Consider the following 21,821-nt stretch of genomic DNA (forward strand, 5'->3'; position numbering starts at 1 on the left):
GGCGGCGCCGGCCGAACGCTGCGCCAGCGTGCGCACCTCGCTGGCGACCACGGCGAAGCCGCGGCCCTGTTCGCCGGCACGCGCCGCTTCCACCGCGGCATTGAGCGCCAGGATGTTGGTCTGGAAGGCGATGCCGTCGATGACACTGATGATGTCGGCGATCTTGCGCGAGGCCGCTTCGATGTCGGCCATGGTGGTGACCACCTGGCCGACGACCTGGCCGCCCTGCGAGGCGACGCCGGCCGCGCCCTGGGCCAGCTGGTTGGCCTGGCGCGCATGCTCGGCGTTCTGGCGCACGGTGGAGGTCAGTTCCTCCATCGAGGCGGCGGTTTCTTCCAGGTTGGCGGCCTGCTGCTCGGTGCGGCGCGACAGGTCGTTGTTGCCGGTGGCGATCTCCGAGGCGGCCAGGTTGATGCTGGAAGCGGCCTGCTGGATGCGGCCGACGATCGAGGTCAGCTGCGCCACGGTGGCGTTGGCGTCGTCGCGCATCCGCGCGAACACGCCCTGGAAGTCGCCGTGCATGCGTGCGGTGAGGTCGCCGCGGGCGATGGCCTGCAGCAGGCTGGAGGTCTCGGCCAGGCTGTGGTCGGTGGCCTCCATCATCGCGTTGAGGTTGTGCACCATCTGCCGGAAGTCGTGCTGGAAGCGATCTTCGTCGCCGCGCTGGCTGAAGTCGCCGGCGGCCGCCGCGCCGCTCAGGCGGCGGATTTCGCTGCTGATCGCGGTGAGGTTGCGCTTGATCATCGCCATGGTTTCGGTGATCTCGGCCTTCTCGCCCGGCAGCTGCGGCATGTCGCGGGCCAGGTCGCCCACGGCGTAGCGCTGCGCGAGCTCGATCACCTGCATCTTCACGTTGATGTGGCCGGCCACCAGCGCGTTGGTGCCGGCGACCATCACCCCGTAGTCGCCGGGGAAGGCGGCCTGGTCCATGCGGTAGCTGATGATGCCGGCGCCGTGCTGGCGCTCCATTTCCTGCTGCGCGGCGATCACCGCGCGCAGCTGGGTCTGCATGCGCTGCATGGAGGACAGCAGCTGGCCGACCTCGTCGCGGCGCGAGGCGTCGATGCGGCGGTCGAGCTTGCCGGCGGACACGTCGTCGGCCACGCGCACGGCCTCGCCCAGCGGCTGCATGATCGAACGGATGATGGCCCAGCCCAGCAGCGCGGCCAGCACCAGCGACAGCGCCATGCCGGCGACCACCGCGACCAGCGAGCGCTGGTAGGCGAGCCGGGACGCGGCCACGTCCTTGGCCAGCTGTTCCTGGTTGTACTGCGACATCAGCTTGAGCTGGTCGAACAGCACCCGGCGCAGCTTGCGCGATTCGTCCGAGGAGATGCGCCGGGCGGCGTCGAAGTCGTCGGCGGCGATGGCTGCGGCGATGCGCTCGTGCGCGGCGAAGTAGGCCGCCCGCTGTTCCTTGAGCTTGTCGTACATCGCCTGTTCCTCGGCGGTGTAGCCGGCCTCGATGCCGTCGTAGGCCTTTTCGGCCGCCTCGATCAGGCCACGCGTGTCGGCCAGGCGCCGGTCGTAATCGGCCAGCTGTTCGGCGTTGCCCTGGTAACCCAGCTGGGCCTGCTCGTAGGTGCGGAACTCGCCCAGCTGCGCGCGCATCTCGCCAAGCTGCTGCACGGCGGGCATCCAGTTGCTGTTGATCTGCTCGATCTGGGTGTGGGCGAGCATCATCCGCCACAGCGAAAAACCGCCCATCAGCAGGGTGATCATGCAGGTGATGCAGAAGGCCAGGGCCAGCTTCCGCGTGATCGAGAGGTTCTGGAACCACTTCATCGCACACTTCTCCAGGAGCAGGCCCGGCGCACCTGCGTGAGGTCATCGATATGGAATGGCCGCGACGGGAGGCCCGCACCATGGGGTGCACAACTGCGGTATCGGCGCCGGCGTCCGCTTCTTGACGCCCGTGGCGGCGCCGGCGGTGGACGCCGGCCGTCGGGGCCGGGGCGTGGCCGCCGGAACCGTCAGAAATGCAGCTGCGCGCGCAGCTGCAGGACCTCGGGCCGGCGGTGCTGCGCGCCGCGCCGGGCATCGGCGTGGACGTAGTTGGCCTGGAACTTGAGGTGGCTGCCCAGGTACCAGTTGGCGCCCAGGGTCCAGTTGCGCTCGCGGCCGCCGCGGACCGCGCCATCGTCCAGGTCGATGCGGCTGTAGCGCGCCAGCAGTTCGACGGCGCCGCGCCGGCCCGCCGGCCGCGGATTGGCGACGTTGCCGCCGCCGTAGGCGCGGGATTCGCCGGTGAGCAGCCAGCTGCCGGCCAGGTACCAGCCGTCGCCGCGGTAGCCCGGCAGCGCGTGGCGCCGGGTGGTCTGCTGCAGGTACTCGCCCTGCAGCGACCAGGGGCCTTCGATCCACAGCGCTTCCAGGCCGCGGCGGTCGATGCGGCGGACATCGCGCAGGGTGCCGGAATCGACCAGGCGCACCTGGGTCAACGAGGCTTCCGGCCTGGCACGCCAGCGCACGCTCGGCGCGCTCTCCACACCCAGGCCGTTGGTCTCGGCGTCGGGATGCTCGCTGGTGGCGGACACGCCCAGGTGCAGCACGCCGGTGGCGTCCTTCCATGGCGTCCAGGCCAGCCGCGCGGCCAGGCTGTCGCCGCGGTTGTTGCCCTGCAGGTCGTGCGCATAGGCGCCGGCGTTGAACAGCCAGCGCGGCCGTTCCAGCGCCCAGTCCACGCCGATGCGGCGGCCCTGGTAGAACGCCTGCGTCGGCAGTGCGTTCTCCATGAAGGCGCCGTTGCGGGTGGCGGTATTGCCCTCGAAGCCCAGCGGCAGCTTCATCTGGCCGACGCGCCATCTGCCGAAGTCGTGGCCGGTCAGGCCCTTGCTTTCCAGGCGCAGGGCCACGTCCATCCAGGTGTCGGACTGGAAGTCGTAGGAGGCGGTGACGTCGTACAGGCCCTTGCGCTTGATAGCGATGCCGAACTCCTTGCGGCGCCAGTCCTGGTCGTCGTCGAAAGCGCCGGCGTCGGCGGCGAAGCGGTTGACGTCCCAGGCGAAGTTGCCGGTGAACGTGGCCTCGGTGCCGTCGGCGAAGCCCAGCTTCGGCGGCCAGGCGCTGGCCGATGTGGCGGCGAAGGCAGGAGTGGCGAAGGCAAGCAGGGCGAGCGGGGCGATGCGTTTCATGCGGGTGTCCGGGTCGGTGCCAATACCAGTGCCGATGCCAATACCAGTGCCAATACCGTCATTCCCGCGCAGGCGGGAATCGCTCCTGCTTTTTGCTTTTGCCTCGGCTCCCGCTTCCCTTCATGCCAACCCGGCAAAGACTGGAGCCAGAGCGATTCCCGCCTGCGCGGGAATGACGGCAGGTGTGGCCGGGTCGTCTTTCCAGTGCAGTCGTCCCTTCTCCCGAAGGGAGAGAAGGGATCAGGCCGCCTGCGGCAGGCGCAGCGAGCGGACCAGGCCGCCGACGTCGACGATCAGCGCGACGCGGCCGTCGCCCAGGATCGTGGCGCCGGAGACGCCGGCAATGCGCCGGTAGTTGTTCTCGATGTTCTTGACCACCACCTGCTGCTGGCCGAGCAGTTCGTCCACTTCCAGCGCGATCTTCTGGCCGTCGCCCTCGACCACCACTACCAGTGGGTCGGCATGGCTTTCCTGGCGGTAGCCGTAGTAGCCGCCCAGCGCCAGGATCGGCAGGTACTCGCCGCGCACGCGCAGCACGCGGCCTTCGCCGGCCATGGTGCGGATGTCCTCGGCCCTGGGCTGCAGCGCCTCGAGCACGTAGGCCAGCGGCAGGATCAGGGTTTCGCCGGCCACCGACACGGTCATGCCGTCGAGGATGGCCAGGGTCAGCGGCAGCCGGATCAGCACGCGGGTGCCGGCGCCGGGCTGGCTTTCCAGCTGCACTTCGCCGCCCAGGGCCTGGATGTTGCGGCGGACCACGTCCATGCCGACGCCGCGCCCGGACAGGTCGGTGACCGCGTCGGCGGTGGAGAAGCCGGGCTGGAAGATCAGGTCCCAGACCTGGCCGTCGGTGGGGTTGTCGGGAACCGCCAGGCCGCGCTCGTGGGCCTTGGCCAGGATCTTGTCGCGGTTCAGGCCGCGGCCGTCGTCGCTGACCTCGATGACGATGTGCCCGCCCTGGTGCGAGGCGGCCAGGGTGATGGTGCCCGTGTCGTCCTTGCCGGCCTGCCGGCGCACCTCGGGCATTTCCAGGCCGTGGTCGATCGAGTTGCGCACCAGGTGCACCAGCGGGTCGGCGATCTTCTCGATCAGGCCCTTGTCCAGTTCGGTGCCTTCGCCGATGGTGCGCAGCCGCACCTGCTTGCCCAGCCGCGTGGACAGGTCGCGCACCAGCCGCGGGAAGCGGCGGAACACCGCGTCCACCGGCAGCATGCGCACGCCAATCACCGCTTCCTGCAGGTCGCGGGTATTGCGTTCGAGCAGGTCCAGGCCGGCTAGCAGGCGCTCGGCGTGGGACGGGTCCAGGCCGCCGGAGACCTGCTTGAGCATGGCCTGGGTGATGACCAGTTCGCCGACCAGGTTGATCAGCGCATCGACCTTGTCGACGCTGACGCGGATCGAGCTTTCGGCCTCCTGGCCGGTCCCCGTCCCGCTGGCCGCGGCGGCGGGGCGCACGGCGGCGGCGACGTCGGCCGCCACTTCCTGCGCCGGCGTCGGCGCGCTCGTGGCCAGGCTGGGCGGGGCGATGATGGGCTGGATGTCCAGCTCGCAGTCGTCCACCACCCAGGCGAAGGTGTCTTCGATCTTGCTGCGCGGGATGCGGCCGGTCAGGCCCAGGTCCCAGGCGATGTAGGCTTCCAGCGGGTCCATCTGCTCGAAGCCGGGCAGGCGCTCCAGGCGCGCGTCGACCTGCAGCGGGCCCAGGGTTTCCAGCTCGCGGAGGATGCGCAGCGGGTCGTTGCCGCTCATGAACAGCGACGGCGACGGCACGAAGCCGATCTGCCAGCCTTCCGGTTCGGCCGCGGCTTCCTGCTGTTTCTCCGCGACCGGCGCGACGGCCTGGCCGGACAGCACCGTTTCCAGGCGCGCCTTGACCGCGGCGACCGCCGCCGGGTCGGCGGCCTGGCCGTGCTCGGCCTCGCGCAGCAGGGCGCGCAGCACGTCCACCGAGGACAGCATGGCGTCGACCGCGGCGCTCTCCAGCGCCCGCTTGCCGGCGCGCAGCTCGTCCAGCAGCGTCTCCAGCACGTGGGTCAGGCCGGCGATGGCCTCGAAGCCGAACGTGCCGGCGCCGCCCTTGATCGAGTGCGCGGCGCGGAACACCGAGTTGATGATCTCCGGGTCCTGCTGCCCGTCCTCCAGGGCCAGCAGCCCGGCTTCCATGGCGTCCAGCCCTTCGCGGCTTTCCTCGAAGAAGGTGGCGTGGAAACGTTGCAGGTCCATGCTCATCGGCGCGCTATCCGGTCAGGGGGCTGGGCGGTGGGGGTGGGCGATCAGCCCAGGACTTTCTGGACGGTGGCGACCAGCTGTTCCGGGTTGAACGGCTTGACCAGCCAGCCGGTGGCGCCGGCGGCCTTGCCTTCGGATTTCTTGTCGGCGGCCGACTCGGTGGTCAGCATCAGCATCGGCGTGAACTTGTAGTCCGGCAGCTGGCGCAGCTCGCGGATCAGCGAGATGCCGTCCATGTTCGGCATGTTCACGTCGGTGACCACCGCGTTGAACCTGGCGCCCTTGGCGCGGCCGAGGGCGACGGCGCCGTCCTCGGCTTCCTCCACCGAATAGCCGGCCGAGGTGAGGGCGAAGGCCACCATCTGGCGCATCGACGCCGAGTCGTCCACCACCAGGATTCGAGCGCTCATGCAAGGTTCTCCACAGAATTCGATTTGTCGGGGGTTGCGTCCAGACCCAGGGTCTGGAGGACGCCGAGCAGGCGCGCGGCGTCGCGGAAGGGTTCGGTAGCGTCGTCGAAGACGGTGGCGTGGCCGGCCTGGCGGCGGGCCAGGACGAAGGCGCACAGCACCTGGATGGCGGCGGTATGCACCCGGCCCACCTGGCTGGCGTCCACGCGCAGCGCGCCGTCCCGGTCCAGGTGCGGGGCCAGGTGTTGCTTCAGCTCGCTGGTGGACTCGATGCCCAGGTCCTGCGCCAGTGCCACAGTGCTCATCGTTGCTCCGGAGAGACGGTACTGGACCAGTTAGCGGCAGCCGCGCGGGGATCTTTAGCGGCGTGAAGACCGGGATGCGATTCCGTGAACGGGCACACGCAATGGGACGGCGCCGCGGCCGGCCTGTCCAACCTGGACGCCGGCAAGGTTTCATGCGCGGCAGGCCGCGCATCCACGGCGTCGGCTGCCGGTGGGACATGACCGGGCATGTCCCGTCGCGCGGCGGGGCGCGCTGTTACCGCTCGCACTGCAGCAGTTCGGAGGCGTCGAGCAGGATCATCGGCTGCTGGCCGATGCGGGCCACGCCGCGGAACAGGGTGTTGGAGATCTGACAGATGCGGGCGGTGTCGGGCGGTTCGATCTGCGACTCGGTCAGGTTGGCCACGTCTTCCACCGCGGACACGCGCAGGCCCAGGACTTCGCCCTTTTCCTCGAGCACGACGATGCGGGTCAGGGCGTCCTCTTGCACCGGGGCGAAGCCCAGGTGCAGGCCGAGGTCGATCACCGGCACTACCTGGCCGCGCAGGTTCATGATGCCCAGCATCGCCGCCGGGGTGCCGCGCAGGCCCAGCAGCGGCACCGGCAGCACCACTTCCTGCACCTTGAGCAGTTCCAGCGCGTAGGCCTGCACGCCACAGCGCAGGCGCAGCCAGCGCGAGGTGCGTTCGCTGGCGCGGCGCTGGGGCTGCTGCGGCTCGCGGGCCTGCGCCTGCAGCGCGGCCCAGACATTGTTGCCGGCCGCCACCGCCGGCACGGGCGCGGCCGGGCGCGGCGGCTCCGCTGCGGCGACCGCGGGCGCGGCCGCGGCGACGGGGCGCGGCGCTGCGGTGGCAGGGACAGGTGCGGGTGCCGGCGCTGGAACGGCCGCGGCGGCGCGTTCGGCTGCTGGCGACGGCGATGGCGATGGCGATGGCGATGGCGGCGGCGACGGCGGAGCGGGCGCGGCGTCCACCTGGACCGCCGCGGCGATCACCGGCGCCGGTGGCGCTGCGGGCACGGGCGCCGGTGCCGCTGGCGCCGGGATCGCGTCGAGCAGCAGTTCGCCCAGGTAGTCGTCCAGTACGTCGGTGCCGCTCATGCCGCGCGCTCCAGCTGCGCGGCGTCCTCGGCGCGCAGCCATTCCAGCGCACGGCGGTAGGCGGCCAGGCCGCGGCCGGGGTAGGCGTCGTCGTGGGCCGGGGCGGTGAGGGTGGCCGGCGTGCTGATGCGGGTATCGACCGGGATCGCGTCTTCCCAGACGCGTTCGCCATGGCGGTCCTGCATCTGCCGCAGGGTTTCGTTGCCGGTGCGGGTGCGGCGGTCGAACAGGGTCGGCAGGATCGACACCGGCAGCGGGCGGCCGCGCGAGCGCTCGACCATCTGCCCGGTCCGCACCATGCCTTCCAGGCCGTGCAGCGCCAGCGGTTCGGCCTGGGTGGGGATGATCAGGCGGTCGGCGGCGGCCAGCGCGTTGATCATCAGCAGGCCCAGGGTCGGTGCGCAGTCGAGCAGGATGTAGTCGTGGCGCTGGCCGTGCCGGGTCAGCGCGTGCTGCAGCGCCAGGCCCAGGCCGGGCTGGTTGGCGCTGCGCCGTTCCAGGGTGGCCAGCGCGGCCTGCGCGCACAGGTAGTCCAGGCCGGGAATGGCGCCGCCGCGGGCGAGGGCGGCGATCTCGCCGGGCGGGGTGGCGAACAGTTCCAGCACGCCCTGCGGCGGCGGGTCCAGCGGCACGCCGAAGGCGCGGGTCAGCGAGGCGTGCGGGTCGAGGTCGATCAGCAGCACGCGCTGGCCGAGCGCGGCCAGGCCGCGTCCCAGCGCCAGCGTGGTGGTGGTTTTGCCGACGCCGCCCTTCTGGTTGGCAATGGCCCAGATACGCATCAGTGCACTCCTTCAATGGCTGCCGGCACGGCCGGCCCGGATGCGCGCGCGGGCGCATCGGCGCCGGCGGCATCGCTGGTGGGGTCTGCGGCGGCGACCGTGGCCGCGCCGTCGGCCAGCGCGTCGGCGCTGGCGGCCGAATCGGCCAGGATGATGACCATCACCCGCCGGTTGCGGTTGCGGCCTTCGCTCTGCGCGTTGCTTTCGCGCGGGCGGAATTCGCCATAGCCCATCATCGCCAGCCGCTGCGGCTGCACGCCGTGGTCGGCGAACAGGTGCACCACGCTGGCGGCGCGCGCGGCCGACAGTTCCCAGTTGGACGGGTACTGCGCGGTAGCGATCGGCATGTTGTCGGTGTGGCCTTCCACGCGCACGCCATTGGGCGCGTCCTGCAGTACGTCGGCCAGCCTGCCCAGGGTTTCCCGCGCGCGCGCGTCCAGCGCCGCCGAACCGGTCGGGAACAGGATGTCGCTGTTGATTTCCACCTCGATCCACAGCTCGGTGCGGCGCACGGTGATCACGCCCTGGCTGACCAGCGGCGCCAGCGCCTGGGTCAGCCTGTCGGCGATCTGTCCGAGCTGGCGCTCGGCGCGCTGCAGCTGCTCGCGGTCGCGCAGCGACACCGGCCGGGTCATCTGCGAGGCCATCGACGGCAGCCGGGTCGGGTCGGCGACCGCGCCGCCGGTCATGCTCGGGGCGCGGATCACCGCCGGGCTGTCGTGGCCGCCGCCCTGCAGCTGCTGGTGGCCGACCTGCACCTGGGCGATGGTGCGCGGCGCGCCGCCGAAGGCGGTGGTCAGGGCGTCGGCCATGACCCGGTACTTGCCTTCGTTGATCGAGGAAATGGCGTACATCACCACGAAGAACGCCAGCAGCAGCGTCATCAGGTCGGCATAGGGGATGGCCCATGCCTCGTGGTTGGCGTGTTCTTCGTGGGACCTGCGGCGTGCCATGGTTCAGCCCACGAAGCCGGCCAGGCTGGTTTCGATGTTGCGCGGGTTCTCGCCCTGGGCGATGGCGATCAGCCCCTCGATGATCATTTCGCGCTCGCGGCTGTTGTGCGCGATCACGCTCTTGAGCTTGGCCGCGACCGGCAGGAACAGCAGGTTGGCCGAGGCGATGCCGTAGATGGTGGCGGTGAACGCGGCGGCGATGCCGTGGCCGAGCTTGCTCGGGTCGGCCAGGTTCTTCATCACCGCGATCAGGCCCAGCACCGCGCCGATGATGCCCAGGGTCGGCGCGTAGATGCCCATGCCCTCGAACACCTTGGCCGCGGCCAGGTCGCGGTGCTCCTGGCCGCTGAGTTCGATTTCCAGCATGTGGCGGATGGCATCGGGTTCGACGCCGTCCACCACCAGCTGCAGGCCCTTGCGCAGGAACGGGTCGTCCTGCATGTCCACCTGCGGCTCCAGGCCCAGCAGGCCCTGGCGGCGGGCGATGTTGCTCCACTCCACGATCTGCCGGATCAGCGCCTGGCGGTCGCTGGCCGGCGGCTGCACCACCCAGCGGGCGATCCTGAAGGCATGGCGGAAGATCACCGGCGAGGTGTGCAGCAGGATCGCGGCCACGGTGCCGACGATGACGATGACGAACGCAGCGGGCGACCACAGCGAAGCCAGGCCGGCGCCCTTGAGAATGCTTCCGCCCACCAGCGAGGCCAGGGCGAGGAAGAGTCCGATGATGCTGAGTCTGTCCATTTAACGGGTATCGGCTTTTGCGGGAGGTACTTGAACGGGCGGGTCGGGAACGGCATGGGCCGCGGATGTCCTGCCGCGCGCCCCGGCCGCGTCCGGCGGCCGGAGCCGCGGGGCGGCGCTGCGGGTGGTGGGATCAGTCCTGGCCGCGCAGCCCGTCCACGTCCAGGATCAGCGCCATGCGGCCGTCGCCGATCAGGGTGGCGCCGGCATAGCCCTTCAGCCCGCGCAGCGCCCGGGGCAGCGGCTTGATCACCACTTCCTCGCGGCCGCGCACCTGGTCCACGACCAGGCCGAAGCGGGCTTCGCCGACCTGCAGCACGACGATGGTGAGCAGGGTGGACTGCGCCGGTTCCACGTCCAGCCACTGGCGCAGGTCCACCAGCGCCAGGGTGTGCGACTTGCGGTCGAGCACGGCGCGGCCGTCGAACCAGCCCAGCGAGGTGCGCGGCGCGTGCAGCACTTCCATCACCCGCGCCAGCGGCAGCGCGTAGATGTCCTCGCCGGCCTGCACCAGCAGGGTCGGCAGGATCGCCAGGGTCAGCGGCACGCGGATCAGGAAGCGGCTGCCGCGGCCCAGTTCCGACTGGATCTGGATCTGCCCGCTCAGTTCGCGGATGCGCGACTGCACCACGTCCATGCCGACGCCGCGGCCGGAGATGTCGGTGACCTGCTGCTTGGTCGAGAAGCCGGGAAGGAACACCAGGTGCAGGCATTCCTCGCTGCTCAGGCGCGCGGCCGCCTCCGGGTCCAGCAGGCCCTTCTCGCGGGCCTTGGCGCGCAGGCGCTCGGGGTCGATGCCGGCGCCGTCGTCCTGCACCTCGATGCTGACGTAGTCGCCTTCCTGCTGCGCCGACAGCCGCACCCGGCCGGTGCGCGGCTTGCCCTGCGCCTCGCGCAGGTCGGGCATCTCGATGCCGTGGTCGATGGCGTTGCGCACCAGGTGCACCAGCGGGTCGGCCAGCGCCTCGACCAGGTTGCGGTCCAGCTCGGTCTCGGCGCCGACCAGCTCCAGGTCCACTTCCTTCTCCAGGCTGCGGGCGACGTCGCGCGCGACCTTGGGGAAGCGCGAGAACACCTTGCCCACCGGCTGCATGCGGGTGCGCATCACCGCCGACTGCAGGCGCGCGGTGGCGATGTCCAGGGTGGAGACGGCGCGGTCCAGTTCCTCGTCCTTCAGCCGCGTGCGCAGGGTCTTGAGGCGGTTGCGCGAGAGCACCAGCTCGCCGATCAGGTTGACGATGGCGTCCAGGCGCCGGGTGTCCACGCGCACGGTCTGTTCGGGTTCGACCGCGGCCTTGGCCGGCGCGGCCGCGCGCGGCGCGGGGACCGGCGGGGGCGGGGCGGGAGGCGGCGGGGCCGGGGTCGGCAGGGCGCGCGCGCCGGGCGCGGCGCCGCCATGCAGCTGGTCGAGCAAGGCCTCGAACTCGTCCTCGGTGATCAGCCCGTCGCCGCCGCTGGCGGCCGCGGCGGGTGTGGCAGCGGCCGCGACCGGCCTGGCGCCGGGGGCGGCGTCGCCGTGCAGCTGGTCGAGCAGGGCTTCGAACTCGTCCTCGCTGATGAGGTCGTCCGCCGGTCTGGGAGCGGTGGCGACGGCTGCCGGCTTCGCGCCGGGCGCGGCGCCGCCATGCAGCTGGTCGAGCAGGTCCTCGAATTCGTCCTCGGTGATCAGGTCGCCGCCGGCGGCCGTGGCCGGTACCGGCGCCGCTACCACCGGCGCCGGCCTGGCCGGTGCCGCATCGACGTCGAACAGCGCGATCAGCGCCGGCGGCGCATGCTGCGGCTCGGTGCCGGCAGCGACCGCGTCGAGCATGGCCTGCAGCCAGTCCAGCGACTGCTGCGCGGCGTCGAAGTGGTGCGCCTGCAGCTCGGCCTTGCCCGAGCGCGCCATGCCCAGGGTTTCCTCGGCGGCATGGCACAGCTCGACCATGGCGTTGATGCCGAGGAAGCCGGCGCCGCCCTTGAGCGTGTGGAAGCCGCGGAACACCGCGTTGAGCTGGTCGTTGTCCTCGGGCGCCTGCTCCAGCGCGACCAGCTGTTCGCCGAGGCGGTCCAGGATTTCCTGGGCCTCGAGGATGAAATCGGCGGCGATGTCGTCGGCGAAGGCGCTCATGGCGTCACAGCCCCAGGTCGGAGAGCAGGTCGTCGGCGTCGTTCTGGCTGACCGCGTGGCGGTCGATGCCGTCCAGCGCCGGGCCGGCGAGGCCGCCGTTGCGCGCCTCGTCCTCCGGCGGCGGCAGGCCGAGCGCGCCGAAGCCCTCGTGCACGCGGCGCACGATGCCGACCACGCGGCGGATGATCTGCCCGGTCAGGTCCTGGTAGCTCTGGGTCAGGGCGATCTCGGTGAGGTTGTGGCGGATGCGTTCCAGCGCCTGTTCCTGCTCCACCGCCGGCAGCGCGCCTTCGCGCAGGCCGCCGACCAGTTCGCGGCACTGTTCGGCCAGGTCCAGGGTGCGGTGGGTGGCCTTCTCGGTCATCTCCACCACGTGGTCCAGGCGCGCGCAGGCGTCGTCCAGCTCGCCGGCCTCGGACGGTACCGTCGGCAGTTCGCCCAGCGCCTGGCCCAGTTCGCGCGCCAGCCGGCCCAGGCCGGCCATCATCGGTTGCGTGCGCAGCGCGGCCAGGGCGTCGATTTCCCGGCGCCAGCCGCTCTCGTCGCCGCTCTCCAGCGCCGCCAGCGCGTCCTGCAGGCGCTGCACCAGGGCCGATTTCTCGCTCGGGGTTCCGCTGGACATGGTCATCAGGCGCTCGCCGCCAGCCGCTCGAAGATCTTGCCCAGCTTCTCTTCCAGGGTCTGCGCGGTGAACGGCTTGATGATGTAGCCGTTCACGCCGTTCTGCGCGGCCTCGATGATCTGCTCGCGCTTGGCCTCGGCGGTGACCATCAGCACCGGCAGGGTCTTGAGCCTGGCATCGGCGCGGATCGCCTTGAGCAGTTCGATGCCGGTCATCACCGGCATGTTCCAGTCGGTGACCACGAAGTCGAACGGCTGGCTGTTCAACAGCGCCAGCGCGGCGTGCCCGTCCTCGGCCTCGGCGGTGTTGGTGAAGCCCAGGTCGCCCAGCAGGTTCTTGACGATGCGCCGCATGGTCGAGAAGTCGTCGACGATCAGGATCCGCATGTTCTTGTTCAAAAGGTGTTCCTCTTCATGGTTCGACGAGGCCGGCGTCGGCCGCCTCGAAAATCTTCAACCGGCCGCGCAGCCGCAGCATGGCCTGGCCGTGGATCTGGCAGACGCGCGACTCGCTCACCCCGAGCACCGCGCCGATCTCCTTCAGGTTCAGTTCCTGCTCGTAGTACAGCGACAGCACCAGTTGTTCGCGCTCGGGCAGCTGGCCGATGGCCTTGCCCAGCTCCTCGCCGAACTGGCTGCGCTCGAGCACCTGCTGCGGGGTCGGGCCGCCGGTGGCCGGGGTGTCGAGCTCGCCCTGGTCCTCGATGCGCGATTCCAGGCTCAGCACCTGGCCGCGCGCGGCGTCCTCGATCAGCCGCAGGTACTCCGGCAGCGGCATCTCCATCGCCTCGGCCACCTCGGTGGCGCTGGCGGCGCGGCCGGTGGCCTGCTCGATGCGGCGGATGGTGGCGGCGGCGTCGCGGGCGCGGCGGTGCACCGAGCGCGGCACCCAGTCGCCGCGGCGGATCTCGTCGATCATCGAGCCGCGGATGCGGATCGAGGCGTAGGTCTCGAACGAGGCGCCCTGTTCGGCGTCGTAGCTGCGCGAGGCCTCGATCAGGCCCATCATGCCGGCCTGGATCAGGTCGTCGATCTCGACGCTGGCCGGCAGGCGCGCGGCCAGGTGGTGGGCGATGCGCCGCACCAGGTCGGAGTGGCGGGCGATGCAGTCGTTGGCGCTGGCGCGCTGCACCTCGCGGTAATGGGCGGCGGGGTTCATGTCGCCACCCCGCGCCGGATGATGCGCTCCAGGAAGAACTCGACGCCGCCGCGCGGCTCGGTCGGCGCCTGCCAGCGGGCGGTGCGGCGGGCGATTTCCTGCAGCGCCAGCGCCGCCGGCGCCGACGGGTACAGCTTCACCACCGGCTGCTGGCGCTGCACCGACAGCCGCAGCCAGTCGTCCTGCGGCACGCAGCCCAGGTAGTTGAGCGAGACGTCGGCCAGGAACTTCTCGCACACCCGCACCAGCTTTTCGTACAGCACGCGGCCTTCGTTGGGGTCGCGCACCATGTTGGCCACGACCTGGATGCGGTCCACCCCGCGCTCGCGCGAAAGCACCTTGATCAGCGCGTAGGCGTCGGTGATCGAGGCCGGCTCGTCGCAGACCACCACCACGGTGTCCTGCGCGGCCTGGCAGAAGGTCAGCACGCTGTCGGTGATGCCGGCGGCGGTGTCGATGATCATCACGTCCAGGTCGCGTTCCAGCTCGGAGAACACGTTGACCAGGCCGACGTGCTCGGCCGGCTGCAGCTCGGCCATGTGCCGGCGGCCGGACGCGGCCGGCACCACCAGCAGGCCGTCGGGGCCTTCGATGATGACGTCCTCCAGGCTGCAGCGCCCGGCGACCAGGTCGGCCAGGGTGTGTTTGGGCTGCAGGCCGAGGATGACGTCGATGTTGGCCAGGCCCAGGTCGGCGTCCAGCAGCAGCGTGCGCTTGCCCATGCCGGCCAGCGCCACGGCCAGGTTGGCCGAGACGTTGGTCTTGCCCACGCCGCCCTTGCCGCCGGTCACCGCGATGGTGCGCACGGGGCCGGCGGGCTGGCGGCGGGTGGCCGACAGCGGGAAGGCATTGGTCAGCTTGGCGTACTCACGCGACGGCATGGTTCAACTCCGGGTTGCAGGGCATATCGGCCGCGCGGCGCAAATCTTCAAGGCGCAGCACCAGATTGGCCGCCGAGGCCCGGTGCAGGTCTTCCGGCACGTCCTGTCCGTCGGTCACCCAGGTGATCGGCAGGCGGTGGTCCACGGCCACCGACAGGGCCGAACCGAAGCGGCCGGTCTCGTCCAGCTTGGTCAGCACCAGGCCCTGCGGGTTGGCGGCGCCGAAGCGGCGCACCACCTCGTCCATGTCCTGGAAGCTGGTGTTGGCCGGCAGCACCAGCAGGGTGCGGATCTGGCCGGCGGCGCGCAGCCACTGCAGCTGGGCGGTCAGGGCGCGGTCGCGCTGGCCCAGCCCGGCGGTGTCGATCAGCACCAGCTTGTAGTCGGCCAGGCGCTCGAGCAGCTGGTTGAGATTGGTGCCGCTGCTGGCCTCGTGCACGGCGATGCCGAGCTGGCGGCCGAAGCCGTACAGCTGTTCGCGTGCGCCGATGCGCTGGGTGTCGGTGGTGACCAGGGCCACGTCGCGGGCGGCGTGGGCCTCGGCGAAGCGCGAGGCCAGCTTGGCGATGGTGGTGGTCTTGCCGGCGCCGGTCGGGCCGACCAGGGCGATCACGCCGCCGGTCTCGATCGGGTCGACCGGGGCGATCGGCAGCTTTTTGGAGATCAGGCCCAGCATCAGGCCGCGGGCGCGTGCCGGGTCGGTATCGGCCGGCATCTGCACCGCCACGTCGCGGGCCAGGCCGGCGTCGAAGCCGTATTCGTCCATCAGGTCCAGGGCGTTGGCGCGCACCGGGCTGCCACGCAGGCGCTCGTCGGTGAAGCGGTTCATTTCGCGCTCGATCAGCTGGCGCATGCCGGCCACTTCCTGGCGCAGTTCGGCCAGCTGGCGGTCGTCGCGCGGCGCGCTGGCGACCACGCTCAGCGCGGGCGCGGCGACGGCGGCTTCCGCGGCGGGCGCCGGAACATTGGCGGCGGTGGCAGCGGCCGCGGCGACGGGCACGACCGGTTCGACCGGTTCGACCGGCGGCTGGCGCGGCGGGGCCATCTCAGACAGGGCGGGCGCGGCCATGACCGGCTCGATCCGTGGCGCCGGCGCGGCGGGCGCCACCGCGACCGGCTCTTCCAGCGGCGGGTCGATCGCGAAGCGGGCGCGGTTGACGGGCGCCGGCGCGGCAGCGGCGCTGGCCGGCGCGGCGACGGCGAAGCCCTCGGGGCGGAACGCCGGCACCACCGGGGCGTCGTCCAGCGCGGCCGGGAAGGTAGCAAAGCGCTGTTCCGGCGGCTCCGGTGCGCGTGCCGGTGCGGGCTGCGGCTTGAGCAGCGACGAGAAGCGGCTGCCCGGGGCCAGTTCGATGCTGCTGTCGATGGAGCGGCCGGTGGCGCCGACCGCCGAGCGGGCCAGGGCGGCCACGGCCGAGGCGGTGGCCACCACCGGTTCCGGCTCCGGGGTCCTGCGGCGGGTCACCGCGGCGATGATCGCCTCGGCGGCGCTGCGCGGTTTGGGCGCCGGCGGCGGCGCCGGGCGGGCGGCCTCCAGGGCGCGCTGCACGGCGGTCTCGTCGTAGTGGGCGGCCGCCACGATCTCGACGCCTTCCTCGATCCTGCGGTTGGACAGGATGACGGCATCGGGGCCATGTTCCTTGCGCACCAGGTTCATGGCGGTGCGCATGTCGGCGGCGACGAAACGTTTGATCTTCATGCTGGAGTACCGGGAATTCGTGTGCGGGTGCGACGCGGGAGCAGGGGCGTTGGCGGTGGGTTGCATGGCGGTGCGTGCTCCTCGTCCTTCGTGTGTGGCGGTGGCCGGCCAGGTGTCCGTTCTTTGACGCCGTCCTGCGCCGCCGCCGGTTTCCAGGCTGTCCTCAGCTGATCGTGCCGACCAGCTTCAGGCGCTTGTCTTCCGGGACCTCGCTGTAGGCCAGCACCGACAGCGAGGGAACGCTGTGGCGGACCATCCGGGCGAGGGCGGCGCGGACCGGGCCCGGTACCAGCACCACGGCCGGCTCGTTGCGCGCCTCCTGCTTGCCGACGCATTCGGCAAGACTCTGGTGGAGGCGCTCGGCGAGACCGGGTTCCAGTGCGGCACCGTTGCCCTGCGTGGATTCCTGCAAGACCCGTTCCAGTTGCGGGTTCAGGGTGAACACCGGCAGCTCCGGCGACATGCCGGCGATTTCCTGCACGATGAAGCGGCCCAGCGCGTTGCGTACCGCGGCGGTCAGCGCGGTCGGGTCCTGGGTGAGCGGGGCGTTCTCCACCAGCGCTTCGGCGATCTTGCGCAGCTGGCGCACCGGGATGCGCTCGATCAGCAGGTTCTGCAGCACGCGAGCCACCACCGAGATCGGCAGCGCCTTGGGGGTGAGGTCCTCGACCAGCTTGGGCGCGCTCTTGGCCAGGGTCGCCAGCAGCTGCTGCACTTCCTCGTGGCCGAGCAGTTCCGGCGCGTGTTCGCGGATCAGGTGCGAGAGGTGGGTGGCCACCACCGTGGCCGGATCGACCACGGTATAGCCCAGCGACTCGGCATGGGCGCGCTGGTGCGGCTGGATCCAGGTGGCGTCCAGGCCGAAGGCCGGGTCCTTGCCGGGGATGCCGTCCAACTGGCCCATGGCGCTGCCCGGGTCCAGCGCCAGTTCGCGGTCGGGGTGGATCTCGGCGCTGGCCACCGGCACGCCGTGGATCAGCACCCGGTAGGTGGTGGCCGGCAGTTCCAGGTTGTCGCGGATGTGCACCGAGGGAATCAGGAAACCGACGTCCTGGGTGAGCTTGCGGCGCACGCCCTTGATGCGCGCCATCAGTTCGCCGCCCTGGGCCTTGTCCACCAGCGGGATCAGCCGGTAGCCGACCTCCAGGCCCAGCGGATCGACCGGACGCAGTTCGTCCCAGCTCAGTTCGGCGGTCGGCGCCGGCTGCGCGGACAGCAGGCCGGGAATCTCGCCCGGCGCGGCGGCGCCCTCGGCGCCGGCCTGCGCGGCGTTGGCCGCGTCGCGTTTCCACAGCTTCCAGGCCAGGAAGCCGAGGATCGCCGCCAGGACCAGGAAGGCCAGGTTGGGCATGCCCGGCACCAGGCCGACCAGGCCGATGATGGCCGCGGCGATCGCCAGCGCGCGGTACTGGCCGAACACCTGGCCCATCATCGCCTGGCTCATGTCCTGGGCGCGCGAGGCGCGGGTCACCAGCATCGCCACCGCGCTGGACACCAGCAGCGCCGGCAGCTGCGCCACCAGGCCGTCGCCGATGGACAGCAGGGTGTAGGTGGAGGCCGCGTCGGCGAACGGCATGCCGTGCTGGAGCACGCCCACCGCCAGGCCGCCGAGCAGGTTGATGAACAGGATCAGGATGCCGGCGATGGCGTCGCCGCGGATGAACTTGCTGGCGCCGTCCATCGCGCCGTAGAAGTCGGCTTCCTCACGCACTTCCTCGCGCCGGGCCTTGGCCTCCTCGCGGGTCAGCAGGCCGGCGTTGAGGTCGGCGTCGATCGCCATCTGCTTGCCGGGCATGGCGTCGAGGATGAAGCGCGCGGTCACTTCCGACACGCGCCCGGCGCCCTTGGTGATGACCACGAAGTTGATGATGGTCAGGATCGCGAACACCACGATGCCGACCGCGTAGTTGCCGCCGATGACGAACTCGCCGAACGAGGCGATGACCTTGCCGGCCGCTTCGTGGCCGTTCTGGCCGTTGAGCAGGATGACGCGGGTGGAGGCCACGTTCAGCGCCAGCCGCAGCATGGTGGTGACCAGCAGCACGATCGGGAAGATGGTGAAGTCCAGCGGCCGCTTCACGTACACCACCGCCAGCAGCACCATCAGCGAGATGGCGATGTTGAAGGTGAACAGCGCGTCGAGCACCGGCGCGGCCAGCGGCACCACCACCATCGCCAGCAGCGCCAGCACGATCAGCGGCGCGCCGAATCCCTGGCGGATCATGTCCAGCAGGCGGCGCGCGGTGGCCGGCATGGGCTGGGCGCTCATGGGCGGGCCCCCTTGCCGAATTCGTCGATGTCGATGGCCGGCTGCTGCGGCATCGGCCCGCCGCGCCAGGCGCGCAGCTGGTAGACGTAGGACAGGATCTGGGCGACGGCCGAATACAGTCTCACGGGGATTTCCTTGCCGAGTTGGCTCTCCCTATACAAGGCGCGTGCCAGCGGCGGCGCCGAGACGATGGCCACGCGGTTGCCGTCGGCCACCTGGCGGATGCGCAGGGCCAGTTCGTCCACGCCGCGGGCCACCACGGTGGGCGCGTTCATGCGCCCGGCCTCGTATTTGAGCGCCACCGCGTAGTGGGTGGGGTTGACCACCACCACGTCGGCGCCGGGCACGGCCTCCATCATCCGCCGCTGCGACAGCTGCATCTGCATCTGCCGGATGCGGCCCTTGACCTCGGGGCTGCCCTCGCTTTCCTTCATCTCGCGCTTGACCTCGTCGCGGGTCATCTTCAGTTTGCGCAGCCAGTTCCAGTGCTGGTAGGGCGCGTCGATCGCCGCCAGCAGCGCCATCGCCGCGGCCGTGGCCAGCAGCAGGCGCAGGGTGAAGCCGAGCCCGTCCAGGACCGCCCGTTCCAGCGGCATCTGCGGCAGCACGCGCAGCGCGCCGAAGCCGTGCCAGATGCACAGGCCGGCGGCGGTGCCGACGAACAGCACGCGCAGCAGCGACTTGGCCAGCTCGGCCAGCGACTGCGGGCCGTAGATGCGCTTGAGCCCGCTCATCGGGTTCATGCGGTTCAGGTCGGGCATCAGGGCCTTGGACGAGACCTGCAGCCCGCCCATCAGCAGCGGCGCGACGAAGCTGGCCAGCAGGCATGCCAGCAGCAGCGGCCAGGTCGCCAGCAGCAGCCGCAGCAGCAGCATGCCGGCGTGGCCGAACAGCGCGTCGGGGGTCTGGAGCAGGCCGGGATCGGGCGCCAGCGCGGCGCGCATCCAGGCGCGCGCGTTGCCGCCAATGACGCCGGACAGGGTGGCCACGGCGATCACGCCGGCGCCGAACACCGCGGCGGTGGCCAGTTCGCGCGAGCGCGGGATGTCGCCCTTCTCGCGGGCGTCGCGCAGGCGCTTGCCGGTAGGTTGTTCGGTTTTTTCGGTGCCGTCTTCGTTCTCGGCCATGGCCTGGCGCGGATGCTGGGTTCGGCATCGGCCCGTGCAAGAACCAGGCCAGCGGCGCGGCGACGCCGCAGCGGGCGGCTCACCGGCCGGCCGCGGCGGTCAGAAGCCGCCGCTGCCGTACAGGCGCAGGAAGCTGTCCGCGGCGACCGGGCGCCCGAGCTGGTAGCCCTGCAGGTGGTCGCAGCCCAGGCGCTCGGCATAGGTACGCTGGCCCGAGGTCTCGATGCCCTTGGCGACGACTTCCATGTTCAGCGCATGGCCCAGCGCCACGATGGCCGAGACCACCACCACGTCCTCGTCGCTGTCCTCCAGCGCGACCACGAAGGCGCGGTCGATCTTGATCTCGGTGGCCGGCAGCCGCCGCAGCTGCAGCAGGCTGGAGAAGCCGGTGCCGAAATCGTCGATCGAGATGCCCACGCCCAGCGCGGCGATGGCGCGCAGCACGCCGACCGCGGCGTCGGCATCGCGGGTGACCGCGTTCTCGCTGACTTCCAGCACCAGGCGCGAGGGCTCCAGCGCGTGGCGCTGCAGGGCCTGGCGCACGTCCTCGACCAGGCGCGGGGAGTCCAGCTGCAGGCCGGACAGGTTGACCGACATCTGCCAGTCGGGGTGGCCGGCGTCGTGCCAGCGGCGGATCTGCCGGCAGGCCTCGTCCAGCACCCACAGGCCGATCGTATCCATCAGCCCGTTCTGTTCGGCCAGGCGGATGACGCGCTCGCTGGGCACCGGCCCGTGCACGGGGTGGCGCCAGCGCAGCAGGGCTTCGGCGCCGGTGACGCGGCCGCTGTCGGCATGCACCCGCGGCTGGTAGTGCAGCGACAGCTGGGCGCTGCCGATGGCCCGCAGCAGGTCCTCCAGCAGGCGCTGGTCCTGTTCGGCATCGGCGTTCATCCATTCGGCGAACTGCGCATGGGTGTTGCGGCCGGCCAGCTTGGCGTGGCGGGTGGCGGTTTCGGCATGCACCACCAGCTGCGGCGCCGAACGGCCGTGGGCCGGGTACAGGGCCAGGCCCAGGCTGCCGGTGACGCGCATGTCGCGCCCGCCCACGCGCACCGCGTTGAGCGCGATGAGGATGCGCTCGGCCAGCGGCGCGGCGGTGGCGCCGCCGGCCAGCGGCAGCGCGATCACGTACTGGTCGCCGCCCAGGCGGCCGACCAGGCCGCCGTCGGGCAGCAGGCGGCGCAGCTGTTCGGCCACGTCGACCATGACCGCGTCGCCGGCCTGCGGGCCGAAGGCGCTGTTGATGTGGCGGAACTCGTCCAGGTCCAGGGTCATCACCGCGCAGGCCTGGCCGTCCTTCTCGCAGCGCTGCAGCAGCTGCTCGATGCGGTCGTGCGAAAGCTGGCGGTTGGGCAGGCCGGTCAGCGAATCGTGGCGGCTGGCGTGGAACAGCTCCTTGCGCGCGTCGTCCAGCGAGGCCGACAGCGTCGAATTGCGCAGGTGCAGCAGGCGCGCCTGCATGCGCTGCTCGAACAGCGAGATCACCAGCACCACCGTCATCACCGCCACGGTCAGCATCACCACGCAGGCGGCCAGCCATTCGACGCTGATCCCGCCGCTGCCCGCCGCGGCGCAGACCGAACCGGCCGGGAAGCGCGCCGCGGCCATGCCGGTGTAGTGCATGCCGACGATGGCCAGGCCCATCACCGCGGCGGCGGCCAGGCGCTGCGGCAGCGCCTTCTCCATCGCGCGCATGCGGAAGGCGATGTACAGCGCGCTCCACGAGGCGACCACCGCGATCACGATGGACAGCACGAAGCGCAGCGGGTCGTAGTCGATGGCCGGCTGCATGCGCAGCGCGGCCATGCCCACGTAGTGCATCCAGGCGATGCCCAGGCCCATCAGCAGCGCGCCCAGCGCCAGCCGCAGGTGCGGCAGGGTGGGGCGCGAGACCAGCCACAGCGCGAACAGCGAGGCGGCGATGGCGACCAGCAGCGATTCGACGGTCAGCCACAGGTCGTAGCCGAGCGGGATCGGCAGGCGGAAGGCGAGCATGCCGATGAAATGCATCGACCAGATGCCGGCGCCCATGGCGACGCCGCCGGCCACCAGCCAGCCGACCGCCGCGCCGGCGCGGCGCGAGGCCGAGACGCGCGAGGCCATGTCCAGCGCGGTGAACGAGGCCAGGATCGCGACCAGGACCGACAGCACGACGAACAACGGGTTGTAGCTTCCTGCAAGCACGGCCCCCTCCCTTCCATTCCATGCGCCACGCGTCCGGCGCGGCACGCTGCCAGGCGCGCCCGGCGATTCCCCCGGCCGGCGCGCGTATCGGTGACTATCCCGGGCCCGTCGGCGGCAAGCAATAGCATCGCCCGGCCGA

17 protein-coding genes and 1 pseudogene are annotated in these 21,821 nt (G+C 71.4%); all 18 read right to left on the reverse strand.

What is annotated here, in order from left to right:
* The coding region (locus tag AC06FP_RS13440; RefSeq protein WP_478075842.1) for a HAMP domain-containing methyl-accepting chemotaxis protein at positions 1-1,785 on the reverse strand (1,785 nt) is incomplete at its 3' end.
* Positions 1,786-1,973: 188 nt separating this feature from the next.
* A complete protein-coding gene (locus AC06FP_RS13445; protein WP_478075843.1) occupies positions 1,974-3,134 on the reverse strand; it encodes an OprO/OprP family phosphate-selective porin in 1,161 nt (386 codons plus the stop codon).
* 240 nt (positions 3,135-3,374) lie between these two features.
* Complete coding sequence (locus AC06FP_RS13450) at positions 3,375-5,363, reverse strand: chemotaxis protein CheA (RefSeq protein ID WP_478075844.1); 1,989 nt, start codon at positions 5,361-5,363, stop codon at positions 3,375-3,377.
* 44 nt (positions 5,364-5,407) lie between these two features.
* Entirely contained in the window at positions 5,408-5,773 is a 366-nt protein-coding gene (locus tag AC06FP_RS13455; protein ID WP_433851623.1) for a response regulator, read from the reverse strand.
* Positions 5,770-6,078 carry an STAS domain-containing protein gene (locus tag AC06FP_RS13460; protein WP_456116220.1) on the reverse strand — a complete coding sequence of 103 codons (309 nt, stop codon included), beginning with the start codon at positions 6,076-6,078 and terminating at the stop codon, positions 5,770-5,772. Before AC06FP_RS13460 ends, AC06FP_RS13455 begins: the two co-directional genes overlap by 4 nt.
* A 235-nt stretch (positions 6,079-6,313) precedes the next feature.
* Positions 6,314-7,135 (reverse strand): annotated as a pseudogene (locus AC06FP_RS13465) (chemotaxis protein CheW); the annotation flags it as partial.
* A 17-nt stretch (positions 7,136-7,152) separates the two neighbouring features.
* The gene (locus AC06FP_RS13470) at positions 7,153-7,935 is read right to left on the reverse strand and encodes a ParA family protein (RefSeq protein WP_456116219.1); all 783 of its coding nucleotides are present in this window, start codon (positions 7,933-7,935) and stop codon (positions 7,153-7,155) included.
* The gene (gene motD / locus AC06FP_RS13475) at positions 7,935-8,888 is read right to left on the reverse strand and encodes a flagellar motor protein MotD (protein ID WP_456116218.1); all 954 of its coding nucleotides are present in this window, start codon (positions 8,886-8,888) and stop codon (positions 7,935-7,937) included. Before motD ends, AC06FP_RS13470 begins: the two co-directional genes overlap by 1 nt.
* Before the next feature lie 3 nt (positions 8,889-8,891).
* Positions 8,892-9,632, reverse strand: a complete 741-nt coding sequence (locus tag AC06FP_RS13480) for a flagellar motor protein (RefSeq protein ID WP_456116217.1) — start codon at positions 9,630-9,632, stop codon at positions 8,892-8,894.
* Positions 9,633-9,765: 133 nt separating this feature from the next.
* The gene (locus AC06FP_RS13485; RefSeq protein ID WP_478075845.1) at positions 9,766-11,742 is read right to left on the reverse strand and encodes a chemotaxis protein CheA; all 1,977 of its coding nucleotides are present in this window, start codon (positions 11,740-11,742) and stop codon (positions 9,766-9,768) included.
* Between the two features lie 4 nt (positions 11,743-11,746).
* Positions 11,747-12,370, reverse strand: a complete 624-nt coding sequence (locus AC06FP_RS13490; RefSeq protein ID WP_478075846.1) for a protein phosphatase CheZ — start codon at positions 12,368-12,370, stop codon at positions 11,747-11,749.
* Complete coding sequence (gene cheY, locus AC06FP_RS13495; RefSeq protein ID WP_456116214.1) at positions 12,370-12,762, reverse strand: chemotaxis response regulator CheY; 393 nt, start codon at positions 12,760-12,762, stop codon at positions 12,370-12,372. Before cheY ends, AC06FP_RS13490 begins: the two co-directional genes overlap by 1 nt.
* A gap of 13 nt (positions 12,763-12,775) precedes the next feature.
* On the reverse strand, positions 12,776-13,522 hold the full coding sequence (locus AC06FP_RS13500; protein WP_456116213.1) for an RNA polymerase sigma factor FliA: 747 nt from the start codon (positions 13,520-13,522) through the stop codon (positions 12,776-12,778).
* On the reverse strand, positions 13,519-14,403 hold the full coding sequence (locus tag AC06FP_RS13505; protein ID WP_456116212.1) for a MinD/ParA family protein: 885 nt from the start codon (positions 14,401-14,403) through the stop codon (positions 13,519-13,521). The genes AC06FP_RS13500 and AC06FP_RS13505 overlap by 4 nt, the downstream gene beginning before the upstream one ends.
* Complete coding sequence (flhF, locus tag AC06FP_RS13510) at positions 14,390-16,102, reverse strand: flagellar biosynthesis protein FlhF (protein ID WP_478075847.1); 1,713 nt, start codon at positions 16,100-16,102, stop codon at positions 14,390-14,392. The genes AC06FP_RS13505 and flhF overlap by 14 nt, the downstream gene beginning before the upstream one ends.
* A 163-nt stretch (positions 16,103-16,265) precedes the next feature.
* Positions 16,266-18,371: a flagellar biosynthesis protein FlhA gene (gene flhA / locus AC06FP_RS13515; RefSeq protein ID WP_478075848.1), complete on the reverse strand. Its 2,106-nt coding sequence runs from the start codon at positions 18,369-18,371 to the stop codon at positions 16,266-16,268.
* Complete coding sequence (gene flhB / locus AC06FP_RS13520) at positions 18,368-19,498, reverse strand: flagellar biosynthesis protein FlhB (protein ID WP_478075849.1); 1,131 nt, start codon at positions 19,496-19,498, stop codon at positions 18,368-18,370. The genes flhA and flhB overlap by 4 nt, the downstream gene beginning before the upstream one ends.
* Positions 19,499-19,597: 99 nt before the next feature.
* Entirely contained in the window at positions 19,598-21,682 is a 2,085-nt protein-coding gene (locus AC06FP_RS13525; RefSeq protein WP_478075850.1) for a putative bifunctional diguanylate cyclase/phosphodiesterase, read from the reverse strand.
* Between the last annotated feature and the right edge of the window lie 139 nt (positions 21,683-21,821).

Source organism: Stenotrophomonas sp. Steno-Z2 (genome assembly GCF_056393235.1).

What these genes read in the sequence shown, in the direction of transcription:
- AC06FP_RS13455 (WP_433851623.1), bottom strand. Translation starts at nt 5,773, where the DNA reads ATGAGCGCTCGAATCCTGGTGGTGGACGACTCGGCGTCGATGCGCCAG.
- flhB (WP_478075849.1), bottom strand. Translation starts at nt 19,498, where the DNA reads ATGGCCGAGAACGAAGACGGCACCGAAAAAACCGAACAACCTACCGGC.
- AC06FP_RS13490 (WP_478075846.1), bottom strand. Translation starts at nt 12,370, where the DNA reads ATGACCATGTCCAGCGGAACCCCGAGCGAGAAATCGGCCCTGGTGCAG.
- AC06FP_RS13500 (WP_456116213.1), bottom strand. Translation starts at nt 13,522, where the DNA reads ATGAACCCCGCCGCCCATTACCGCGAGGTGCAGCGCGCCAGCGCCAAC.
- flhA (WP_478075848.1), bottom strand. Translation starts at nt 18,371, where the DNA reads ATGAGCGCCCAGCCCATGCCGGCCACCGCGCGCCGCCTGCTGGACATG.
- AC06FP_RS13480 (WP_456116217.1), bottom strand. Translation starts at nt 9,632, where the DNA reads ATGGACAGACTCAGCATCATCGGACTCTTCCTCGCCCTGGCCTCGCTG.
- AC06FP_RS13450 (WP_478075844.1), bottom strand. Translation starts at nt 5,363, where the DNA reads ATGAGCATGGACCTGCAACGTTTCCACGCCACCTTCTTCGAGGAAAGC.
- AC06FP_RS13505 (WP_456116212.1), bottom strand. Translation starts at nt 14,403, where the DNA reads ATGCCGTCGCGTGAGTACGCCAAGCTGACCAATGCCTTCCCGCTGTCG.
- flhF (WP_478075847.1), bottom strand. Translation starts at nt 16,102, where the DNA reads ATGAAGATCAAACGTTTCGTCGCCGCCGACATGCGCACCGCCATGAAC.
- AC06FP_RS13470 (WP_456116219.1), bottom strand. Translation starts at nt 7,935, where the DNA reads ATGCGTATCTGGGCCATTGCCAACCAGAAGGGCGGCGTCGGCAAAACC.
- motD (WP_456116218.1), bottom strand. Translation starts at nt 8,888, where the DNA reads ATGGCACGCCGCAGGTCCCACGAAGAACACGCCAACCACGAGGCATGG.
- AC06FP_RS13485 (WP_478075845.1), bottom strand. Translation starts at nt 11,742, where the DNA reads ATGAGCGCCTTCGCCGACGACATCGCCGCCGATTTCATCCTCGAGGCC.
- AC06FP_RS13445 (WP_478075843.1), bottom strand. Translation starts at nt 3,134, where the DNA reads ATGAAACGCATCGCCCCGCTCGCCCTGCTTGCCTTCGCCACTCCTGCC.
- AC06FP_RS13460 (WP_456116220.1), bottom strand. Translation starts at nt 6,078, where the DNA reads ATGAGCACTGTGGCACTGGCGCAGGACCTGGGCATCGAGTCCACCAGC.